We start from the raw sequence: 10,552 nt of genomic DNA, 5'->3' as shown, positions 1-10,552 counted from the left end.
GGACCCTAAAGGGGCGTATAAACTTCTTAATGGTCCGGTTCTTCCTTTTTCTCGGAGTACGCGATCAGATTGACCTTCTCCCCAAGGGACTGCTCGATCTTCTCCTCCAGCCTACGGATCTCCTGAACCAATGGCTCTTTGCCCTGTAAGTCGGTGAATTCATAATCTTGGTGCATGCTGCACACTCCTCCCTATTTTTAAAGTAACTTGCGCGGAAAGGAAGCGTTCTATGCAGCAGGCGGACAATAGGGGTTACTTGACCTCCACGTCGCTATTCTTGAAGATCGGCAGCATCCGCCGCTCCCCGCCACGAAACACCGCCAGCTCCTTGTAACCCAGCTTGATCGCATCGGCCAAAGCCGTATCGAGCAGGGTACCGATATCGTCCGGAAAGTGAGCGTCCGAGGATAACGTCAGCGGAACCCCGTAATCGGCCAATACCGACAAGAACAAGGGACTCGGGCAACTCTCGGCTATGGGATAACGGTACGCGAGACCGGTATTGATCTCGGTAATGACGCCGCTACGCACCATTTCCTTGGCGATACTCCGGTAGTACGGCAGCAGCTTCTTCTCATTGGCCGGCCGGAAGCCAAACACCTTCAGGTTATCCGGATGGGCGATAATCTGGAACAACCCCGAGACGCAGGCTTGACGCAGCAATTCGTAATAATCCGCGTAGGTTTGTACGGGATCCCGGCCGTCGAATCCGGTCTTCGCCTCCGGATTGTCGAACCCCCAGCCATCCAGGAAATGCACCGAGCCGATCACATAATCCCAATCGTAGCCGGCCAGGATATCGCGGAGCTCCGCTTCGCACCCGGGGAAGAAATCCGCTTCGATGCCGAGAGCCAAATCCGGCCGCGTCTTCTTGGCCTCCGTGACGAAGCCGACGAAATCGTCAATCGAAGCTACGCAAACCTGGTCCAGCCAGGTCCGCTGCAGCTTGCCAACCCGGCTGTCGTCCAGCAGCATGTGCTTCTCGTAGTACGGACGGCACTCCCGGAACCGATACAAATGATCGACGACACCAAACTTCTGGATGCCCCGTTCACGTCCCCGGGTCAGGTAACGGTCCAACCATTCCTCGCTATATGCTCCCTGCTCCATACGCCGGGACAACAGCTTTTTCATTTCTTCGGCATACTCGATCGTATGATGCCCGAGCGCCGGATCCGGTCCCGGCTCGGTCGCAGCCAATCCTTGCAAAGTACGCGATAGCCAGCGCAAAGAATACGGGCCTTCTTCCAGATGAAAATGCATGTCAACCTTCACCCGCAAACTCCCTCCTTGTCTATTCCCATTTCACCATGGCCTCGGATGGCCCGATCCCTAGATAATGGCACATCAGCGGAGCCAGATAGAGCTGGGACAAGCCCTGATTCCCTTGGAGCTTTGGCGACGGAATCGGTAACTCGCCAAATACATACAGCGGAACGTTCCGCTCCTCCGGCTCGGTGCCTCCGTGCTGGCCCATCGCATTCATGCCGTGATCGGACGTGACGATGACTTCGTACCCTTGCGATCTCCAAAGCGGGACCAGCGTAGCCAGCATCCCATCCACCGCGCGAACAGCGCCTTCGTACTGCTTGCTTTCCCCGCCGTGCTTATGCCCCATATCGTCGATATTCATCGAGTGGATATAGAGGAAGTTCGGGTCATAAGTCGTACGCAAATGCTCCGCATCGAGGAACAGATGGCTATCTGGATAGTGGTCTTCGAAATAAAAAATTCCGTGCTGAATTGCCTGGTTCTCGTCATGCTGATGCCGGTCGGTCACCGGGTTAAACGGCGCCCGGTTGTACAGTTCGCCGACCCAATGGTACGCGGCGGCGGCCGTTCTTAATCCAGCGGCTACGGCAAGATGGAACACGCTTTGCTCCCGGCTCAGCCGCGCGATGTGATTGGCCGTAATACCGTTTCTGGCAACCGGCGTACCGGTCAGCAACACTTCATAGAGCGGGCGAGACAGGCTCGGAAGCTGCGACTGTACTTGATAACAGGCCATCTCTCCCTGCTCCACGAGATGCTCCATATACCCGAGATACTTGCGGGCGGCATCATATCTTAACCCGTCAAGTACAACGACGACGAGCTTCTTGGCTTCTGCTTCTGCTGATGACATTCGTTTCTCCCCCTTTAATTGGTGGCTTCAATCCATTGGATGCGATGGCTGCGAAGCGCCTGCAGCCATTCCTTCGGCGCGGCGGCGTCGCTGACGATCGCGTGAACCTTGCCGAGCGGCGCGATCTCCACGAACGCTTCCTTGCCCAGCTTGGAGGCGTCGGCCAGCACGATCGTGCGGGAGGCCGCCTCGATCATCCGGCGCGACATGCCCGTTTCGTCGACGTCATAGTCGCTGATTCCCCGTTCCAAGGACATCCCTCCGATGGAGATAAACGCCTTGTCGACCCGGAATTGCGACAGGATGCTTTCGCCGATCGTCCCCGACATGGACTGCTGCTCCGGATTCAATTCCCCGCCCACCACGAAAATCTTCCCGGAAAACCTTCCTCCGTTTAGCGACTCCATTAAGTGATAGGCCACGGCCAGCGAGTTCGTCAGGATCGTGAGCCGCTCCCGGCCCGCAATCGCCTTGGCCATCTCCAGCGTCGTCGTGCCGATATCGATGGCGATCGTATCGCCGGATTCGATCAGTTCGGCGGCAGCGCGTCCGATCCGCTCCTTTTCCTCGGCTTTGACCTTCTGGCGTTGCAAATACGGCGGTTCGTAGCTGGTCAGCTTGGTCAGGACCGCGCCGCCGTACACTCTTTTGGCCAAGCCTTCTTTCTCCAGCAGGATCAGGTCGCGGCGGACGGTCTCCTCCGATACGGTAAACCGATGCGATAGATCGGGAACCTTCACCTGTCCTTCCTGCTTCAACTGCTCCATGATGACCCGTTTGCGTTCCTCGGATGAAATCGACAACTTGCTTTATGCCCCTTCCTTCTCCAGTTGCAGCAACTGCGCAAGATCGAAAGCCAGAGCGACCTTGCGGTTCTCCTCCAATCGCCGGGAACGCCCGTCGTTCAGCGCATCCACCGTCAGGCGGATCCCGGCAGCATCGATGGCGTAACGGATGACGTTGCCAAGGATTGATGCCGAATGAACGGTCCCCTCTACGATGGGTTTGCCCGCATGGCCCAGGTCAGTCTCTTGATCCTGGCCGACAAGCGTGAGCGCCTCCGGCCGGATGGCATAACTCTCCCCATCGCCGGGGACCGCACCGAACAGCCGCAGCGCCTCGGCCCGCGTCAACACGTTGTAGCTGCCCATGAACCGGGCGACGAACTCCGTGGATGGCTTGGCATACAACTCCTCCGGCGTCCCTTGCTGTACGATATTCCCCTGATTCATCAAACAGACCCGATCGGATAAGGTTAACGCTTCTTCCTGATCATGCGTAACGAAGATCGTGGTCATGTTGAATTGCTTCTGGATTTCACGGATTTCCATGCGCAGATTTTTGCGGATCTTTGCATCCAGCGCGCTCAGCGGCTCATCCAGCAGCAGTACCTTCGGGCGGACGGCGAGAGAACGGGCGAGCGCCACCCGCTGCTGCTGTCCCCCCGACAGCTGTGCGGGATAAGCGTCCCGTTTGTCGGCCAAATCGATGAGCTCCAGCAGTTCGTCGGATCTCTGACGGCGGGCTTCCTTGGCCGCCCCGCGCATGCGCATGCCGTATTCGATATTTTCGCGGACCGTCAAATTTGGGAACAAGGCGTACGATTGGAACACCATGCCGATCTCCCGGCTGCGGGGAGGCAGATTGACGATATCCTTATCGTCGAGCCAGATCTGCCCCTCGTCGATCTCCGTCAGGCCGGCGATGCAGCGCAGCAGCGTGCTTTTTCCGCAACCCGAAGGCCCTAACAGCGTGACAAGCTCCCCCTCGCGAATGTCCAAATTCACCTGATTCAGCACCGTCGTCGTTCCGAATTGCTTGCGGATCCCTTCCAGCTTCAGATATGGCTTCATTCTGAAATCCCCCTGTTTACTTTTTTGCCGAGTTTCATCAAGATCATGGACAACGCCAGGATAAACAAGAAATAGGAAATCGCGATCGCGCTGGCCAAATGCCCGCTTTCGTTCATCCGCCGGGACAGATACACCTGGATAGTCTGAATGTGTCCCCCCACCAGCATGTTCGTCATGACGAATTCGCCAAAGAGGACGGAAAAAGACAGCAGCGTCGACGTCACCACTCCCGGCCAAATGTTCGGCAAAATCACGGTCACGAACGCCCGCATGCGGCCGGCGCCGAGCATCTCCGCGGCATTCAGCAGCTCCGGCGCCGATACGGTCAACAGGCTGTTGCGGATGCCCTGATACATGTAAGGCAGGACGATGATGAAATACGCACCGATCAAAATGTAGGCGGTCCCCGAAATGTTCATTGGGCCGGAGGAATACGCGCGGATCAGCCCGACCGCGGCAACGACGCCCGGCACGGCATAAGGGAGAACGACGATCCCTTTCATGAAGCTCTCCAGCCGGGGCAAATAGACCGTAATGATGAACACGGCCGGCAGCATGACGGCCAGGCTAAGCACGATGCTGATCGCGCAAAGGTACAGCGATTTCCACAACGCGTCCAGAAAACGCGCATCCTGAAACATCCCGCCGAACCATTCCAGCGTCCAGCTCTCCGGCAAAATCGTGGCTTGCCACTCCTTCGCGAACGCGTAAATCATCGTCGCCAGCAGAGGAAGCAGCAAGTAGACCATCATCAGCAGCATCAGGGAACGCGGGGCCCAGCCCGCCTTCTTGCTTGGCGTCTGCATCACAATTCCTCCTTCAGCGCAGGCGATTTCAGCCTCGACCATTTCCGCCGGCTGCGAACCTTCCGCTCCGCCGAGCCGGGTTGGAACCGGTGCAAACGCTGGGTCATCTTATGGTTCAGGTACACCGCCAGCAGCGTCGACAGGCCTAGAATGACCGCCAGCGCATTCCCCAGCTGCGGCTCGGTCACGACGTCGCCCGAGACCAAGTTCCCGATCCGCACGGCAAGCAAGTTGAAATTGCTGCCGACGAGGGCGTAAGCCGTCGCGTAAGCGCCCATCGAATTGGCGAATAAAATGCCCAGCGTGCCGAACACGGCCGGCATCAGCACCGGGATCCCGATCGTTCTCCAAAACTGCCAATGGCTCGCGCCCAGCAGGGACGCCGCCTCCTTCCACTGCTCCCGAATCCCGTAAAACGAAGGGTACAGCAGCAATAAAGCCAGGGGAACCTGAAAATACACATACACCAGGACCAGCCCCGACCAGCTATATAAGTTGAAACCGGCGAACACGTCCCAACCCCACTGCTTAAAGAGCAAGGTAAAAACCCCGTTGCTGCCCAGCAGGATAATGTACGCGAAGGCGAGCGGCACGCCGGCGAAATTCGAGGTCATATTGGACACCATGATCAGACGGTCTCTCATCCTCGGCGCGAACCGCGTTACGGAATAGGCGCACGCCAATCCGACGACGATCCCGATCACGCTCGAGAAGACCGATATCAACAAACTGTTCTGAATGGCTTTAAGATAATAATCGCTTTGAAAAATTCGGGCGTAATACCCGAACGTCATACCGGCGCCGTCCTCCGGGCGAACGCTTCCCGTTAACATCGACACGATCGGCACCAGCTGGAACAGGGCAACCATGACGACGAAAGGAAGCAGCCCAAGCAAATACCAGCGATTTTTCCGCTTCACGCCACATCCTCCTTATTTAAAAAAGGGGCGCCCTCCGTCCAAGACGTCTGACGCACCGCTTCAAATGGTTGAACTCGGACTCGTGATTCGACCGATTAGTTCATATGAACAAGCACGCGCTCCTGCCACAGCTGCGGCAGCTTCTTCGTCGTTTCTTCCCAAGCCTTGTAGTCGCCGACCGGCTTCACGTTGGCATACGCTTCGGCGGGCAGCAGCTTGGAGGCAACCTCCTCGGGAAGCTGTACGCTTTCGCGGATCGGACGGGCATAACCCTTCGCCAGGTTGATTTGGCCGGCATCGCTCAAGATGTACTCGCGCGCCAGCTTGGCTGCATGCGGATGCGGCGCGTATTTGTTGATGATCGTGGCGTAACCGCTGACCACGCTGCCTTCCTTCGGAATCGCCACGTTAAACTTCTCCGCGCCGCCCAATTGATCGCGGTAGTTCAGGGCATTGAAGTCCCAGAACAGGGTCACTTGCACTTCGCCTTTCTCGATGTTCGCCAGAGAAGCTTCCGCACTGGACAAGCGGCCTTTTTTCGCCAAATCCTCAAAGTATGCGATCCCCGGCTCGATGTTCGTTTCGTCCCCGCCGTAAGCGATGGCGGCGGCCAAGACGGCCATTTGCGCTTGCGCGGCTTTGGTCACGTCGCCGACGATGATTTTATAGTCGCCGTTCTTCAGATCTTCCCAGCTTTGCGGCGGCTGTTTGACCAGGTCCGTGTTCGTGAAGAACGCGATGGAACCTTGGTAGCCTACGATCCAGTGGCCGTCCTTGTCCTTGGCCCAATCCGGAATTTCGTCCCAGTACGAGGTTTTGAACGGTTGGGCTACGCCCTTATCCACCGCGACCGGGCCAAACGCGATGCCCACGTCGCCGATGTCCGCGGTCGGCTTGTCCTTCTCCGCCTCGAATTTGGCGATTTCATCGGCGCTCGACATATCCGTATCCGTGTGATCCAGCGAATACTTCGTTTTCAGATCCGCCCATGTATCTTTCCAGTTCGCCCACGTATCCGGCATGCCGACGCTTACGACGGAACCTTCCTCTTTCGCCTTCGCTTCCAGATCGGCCAGCGAGAGCTCCTCGGCCTGCGCCGCCTGGCTCGTGTCCGTTGCGGCCGCGTTGCCGCCGTTGCCTCCCGCACCACAAGCCGCAAGCATCAATACAAACAAGGATAAAACCAGACCCAGCGTGAACTGCTTCTTTAACCCGAATTTCATGGTTTTCATGCACTCCCTGTGGATTATTGTGGGTTCGCCATGTATTTCTGTTGATTTCGACCCAACTAGAGTATAGGTTTTGACTGTTTGCGCTGGATTAATGGAAATGGTGAAGTTTATTAAAACTGGGATGGCGGAAGTATGGAAGGGTTGGGAGCGCGAAGAGGTCGGATCGGCGCACAGCAGGGGCAGTTGGCGGAATAAGGGACATTTATGGTCTTATTTGGACGTTTGAACCCGTTATGCGTTAAATAGGGGAATTTTGTGGCGTTATTTTGCCGGATCTACGCCCAAACTCTCCTTTTCCAGCCCACTGTTCTGAAATAAGGGTAAAAATGACCGCTATTTCACGTCAAACTCTATCCTTGGAGGAAATAAGGCCCTTTTTTACCCTTATCACATCTGTCCTCACCAAGCGCATCATGCTTAGCGCTTACATTTTTGTTCGATAATTCGCCCTTGTAAAGTGCGCTCCGGAAGGGATAAGATTACTTTGACATTTTTCGGCAGCAAGGAGGCGCAATGAAGGGATCCCTCTTCATCAACTATGAAAGTCATCAAGTTCTTCTTACAGATTGCCCTGCTCACGGGGTTTTATGGTGCGGGGTTGTTGCTTCAGACGGTAAGCAAGGCACCGATTCCCGGGAGCATCTTCGGCCTTGTGCTATTGTTCCTGGCTCTTAAACTGAGGATTGTTCCTGCGAAGTGGATGGAACAAGGGGCCGGGTTTATGCAGAAGTTCATCCCTTTATTCCTGGTACCGGCCACGGTTGGCGTCATGGACTATTTCCAGGTGTTCACTGCGGGCGGACAATGGCTGATTCTGATCGTTGTGCTCAGCACGCTTTTAACCATGATATTGGCAGGGTTGACTACGCAATGGGTAGCCCAACGGACCCCGAAACCGAAAGAGGAGGCGGCCCCATGCGTGAAATCTTTCACGAAGCAGGCATAGTGCTGGGCGTTGTCCTTTTGTACCTCCTGATGAGCGGGCTGTACCGCAAGTTGAAGTGGGCCGTTCTCGTTCCGGTCCTGACCTGTTCCACGCTCGTGATCGGCTTGTTGCTAACGACGGGGAACTCCTACGGAGATTTCATGAGAGGCGGACGTTGGCTGCAGTATGGTCTGGGCCCCGCCGTCGTAGCGCTCGCCTACCCGATGTACAAAGAACTCAACGCATTGCTAAAAGAATGGAGAGCGGTCCTCGCGGGCACGATCGTCGGCATTGCGGCCGGGATGATCAGCGGCATCGGGTTTGCCCTATGGGCAGGGTACCCACGTGAGCTCATCCTGTCGATCTTGCCCAAATCGATTACCACGCCGGTGGCGATGGAAATCTCCAGCAGCTTGGGCGGCAACGCCTCCATTACCTCTGCGCTGGTGATGATCGCGGGGCTTACGGGAGTGATCCTAGGTCCTATCGTCTTCAAATGCTTTGGCATCACCAATGACAACGGACGGGGCATTGGCTTTGGGGCCGCCTCCCACGCCCTCGGAACGGGCAAAGCCGCGGAGTTTGGACCTACCGTCGTTTCGACCAGCACGGTAGCCCTGACCTTTAGCGCCGTGTTCGGCTCCGTGTTGGCGCCGTTGGTCGCCTGGCTTCTGTTGTGAGAGGGGAATAAGGGGACGCGCCTTGTGACTTGTAATCTGCTCCTTCTGCGGTTTCTGCGCATGCAAAATAAGGCCCTTTTGGGGCCTTATTTGCGTTGATTGGGTCCATGTCCCGAAAATAAGGGACTTTTATGCCCTTATCAATCCGGGCGACCTGCCAAAACCGCCCCTTCCGGCCCATTTAGCCAAAATAAGGCCAAAAAAGTCCGCTATTTCAAGCCAAACTCCGAGTTTGCAGCGAATAAGGCCCTTTTTTACCCTTATTTCCGCGCGCGCCCACAATCCATGATGTACTCCCGCACGCCTTATTCAACCACGCTAACCAGCACCGCTTCGGCCACTTGCCGATCATCGCTGGAGAACCAGACTTTAACCGGGGGAGCCATATCCCTCGTTTTCAACAAAGAAACGACTTCGGAATTTGTTGCCTCCTGATAGTCGCTGATCACGGTATGTTTATGGGAACGGATATGGCTGATGAAGAATTTCGTAGCATCCGTGATCGGGATTCGGACCTCCTGCCCCTCCGCTTCTGTTGGCTCCGACGTTTGTCTATGCATCGGATTCACATGCACCGTCAATTCTTGTGCCCCTACGGCAATCAAATTCCCAAACACGTCGGCCTGGACTTCGTCCCATCCCGCCATCACCACTTTGTTCTCGTCGACAAAACCAACCCTTGTATTGGAGAATGGCAAAAGGCTGTCATACCCTAGCATCTTGGCGGAAGCGCCTCCGGCCAAGCCAACCAGCAGGAAGAGGGCGATCAAAGCCGTCAGAAGGCGATTGGTTGTGGCCGTTTTTTTGCGGAACCAACGATAGATCCCGATACCGATAACCCCACCGAAAGTATTCAATAGAACATCATCGATATCGCTGCTGCCCAAGGCCAGGACATATTGGATGATTTCAAGCAGGAGCGAAGCGATCAGCAACCAAAGCGATTGCATGCGAAAAGACTTTCCGTTCCCGATCTGGGCCGCCAAGATCCCCAAGGGCACAAAAATTGCGATATTCCCCCCTACATTAATGAACGCCCTCCCTATCCCAATGTCCCGGCTTGTAAAAAACTCCGCGATCGTATAGAAAGGAATCCAATTGATGCTTCTTATCGACCGCACTCCGGCGTGGTAGAAGATCGCCGAAAACGGAACAGTCTTAAACAAAATCACCTGAAGCGTAAATAAACCAGATGCGAAATATAGCAAGTAAAAAAGAGTCAGCAGCCATCGGCTGGTCCTGGCTTGGCTGGATATGACGCTCCTTCTGCGATCGAACGGGGAATCCATACTGTAGACACACCTTCCTTGGTTCCTTGATTGGGTCACCTCCCACAAGGAGGTTCCGATATATCGGAATTACGTTTGGAGGGATCCATTAGTTAGCGTCTCTACGGCTTCTTAGGCAAAAGAAAACAGCCGCCGGCACTTCAAGCCGACAGCTGCTCTTGCGTTCTAGCTTATTTCACTTCGTTCAAGCGCTCTTCCAGGCGATCCCACGTTTCGGTAATACCTTGCAGCATGCCCATATCCATAACGGTTTTGAGGGAATCCGAGGAGACGTATTCCCCGCGGCTGACCAGCTTCGTTTGTCCGCCGCCCAAATCAATGAACTCCATCTTAACTACGGTGGCTGGCAACGAATCGTTTACGTTCCCCTCGGCATCCGAGAAGTAATCGGTATAAACGAAACCGTCCGGTTCGTCAATTTCTTTGTATACGGCTTTGCCCCAGGATTCCGTTCCGTAAAAATCCCCCATCTGCGGGTCCATGCATTTCATGCAGTAATGCCAAACGCCGCCAGGCCGGAAATCGACGGTGCACACCGTAACCTCAAATCCCCTTGGCCCCCACCATTGTTTCAAATGCTCCGCCTCCTTAAACATGGAGAACACCAGCTCTTTCGGCGCGTTGAACACCCGTTCCAGTACCAGTATCGTTTCATTTTCCACGCGGTGAACCATCGTTTGATTCGACATCGACAAATCCTCCTCATTGGGATTAGAGATTTA

12 protein-coding genes are annotated in these 10,552 nt (G+C 55.6%); 2 read left to right on the top strand and 10 right to left on the bottom strand.

The window, feature by feature from the left end; genetic code table 11:
* Positions 1-26 precede the first annotated feature (26 nt).
* The 8 genes from M0651_RS14380 to M0651_RS14345 all read right to left on the bottom strand — a co-directional run bounded on the left by M0651_RS14380 (position 27) and on the right by M0651_RS14345 (position 6,927).
* A complete protein-coding gene (locus tag M0651_RS14380; RefSeq protein WP_248552435.1) occupies positions 27-176 on the bottom strand; it encodes a hypothetical protein in 150 nt (49 codons plus the stop codon).
* A gap of 76 nt (positions 177-252) precedes the next feature.
* Positions 253-1,275, bottom strand: a complete 1,023-nt coding sequence (locus M0651_RS14375) for a PHP domain-containing protein (protein ID WP_248552434.1) — start codon at positions 1,273-1,275, stop codon at positions 253-255.
* Between the two features lie 19 nt (positions 1,276-1,294).
* The gene (locus M0651_RS14370; RefSeq protein ID WP_248552433.1) at positions 1,295-2,125 is read right to left on the bottom strand and encodes an alkaline phosphatase family protein; all 831 of its coding nucleotides are present in this window, start codon (positions 2,123-2,125) and stop codon (positions 1,295-1,297) included.
* Positions 2,126-2,139: 14 nt separating this feature from the next.
* Complete coding sequence (locus M0651_RS14365; RefSeq protein ID WP_240267795.1) at positions 2,140-2,928, bottom strand: DeoR/GlpR family DNA-binding transcription regulator; 789 nt, start codon at positions 2,926-2,928, stop codon at positions 2,140-2,142.
* Positions 2,929-2,934: 6 nt separating this feature from the next.
* A complete protein-coding gene (locus M0651_RS14360; protein WP_248552432.1) occupies positions 2,935-3,978 on the bottom strand; it encodes an ABC transporter ATP-binding protein in 1,044 nt (347 codons plus the stop codon).
* Entirely contained in the window at positions 3,975-4,784 is an 810-nt protein-coding gene (locus M0651_RS14355) for an ABC transporter permease (protein WP_248552431.1), read from the bottom strand. The genes M0651_RS14360 and M0651_RS14355 overlap by 4 nt, the downstream gene beginning before the upstream one ends.
* The gene (locus tag M0651_RS14350; RefSeq protein WP_248552430.1) at positions 4,784-5,704 is read right to left on the bottom strand and encodes an ABC transporter permease; all 921 of its coding nucleotides are present in this window, start codon (positions 5,702-5,704) and stop codon (positions 4,784-4,786) included. The genes M0651_RS14355 and M0651_RS14350 overlap by 1 nt, the downstream gene beginning before the upstream one ends.
* A 95-nt stretch (positions 5,705-5,799) precedes the next feature.
* Complete coding sequence (locus M0651_RS14345) at positions 5,800-6,927, bottom strand: ABC transporter substrate-binding protein (protein WP_248552429.1); 1,128 nt, start codon at positions 6,925-6,927, stop codon at positions 5,800-5,802.
* 547 nt (positions 6,928-7,474) lie between these two features.
* Here M0651_RS14345 and M0651_RS14340 point away from each other — a divergent pair.
* Entirely contained in the window at positions 7,475-7,882 is a 408-nt protein-coding gene (locus tag M0651_RS14340) for a CidA/LrgA family protein (protein ID WP_240267782.1), read from the top strand.
* A complete protein-coding gene (locus tag M0651_RS14335; RefSeq protein WP_240267781.1) occupies positions 7,852-8,541 on the top strand; it encodes an LrgB family protein in 690 nt (229 codons plus the stop codon). Before M0651_RS14340 ends, M0651_RS14335 begins: the two co-directional genes overlap by 31 nt.
* Positions 8,542-8,846: 305 nt before the next feature.
* Here M0651_RS14335 and M0651_RS14330 read toward each other — a convergent pair whose 3' ends face one another.
* Entirely contained in the window at positions 8,847-9,830 is a 984-nt protein-coding gene (locus M0651_RS14330) for a VanZ family protein (protein WP_248552428.1), read from the bottom strand.
* 170 nt (positions 9,831-10,000) lie between these two features.
* Positions 10,001-10,519, bottom strand: coding sequence for an SRPBCC family protein (locus tag M0651_RS14325; RefSeq protein ID WP_248552427.1), 519 nt, complete (start codon positions 10,517-10,519; stop codon positions 10,001-10,003).
* Positions 10,520-10,552 lie beyond the last annotated feature (33 nt).

This window comes from Paenibacillus mellifer (genome assembly GCF_023195895.1).
Taxonomy (GTDB): domain Bacteria; phylum Bacillota; class Bacilli; order Paenibacillales; family Paenibacillaceae; genus Fontibacillus; species Fontibacillus mellifer.
The sequence above is the reverse complement of the archived record's forward strand: the minus strand, read 5'-3'. Positions and strand labels throughout refer to the sequence as shown.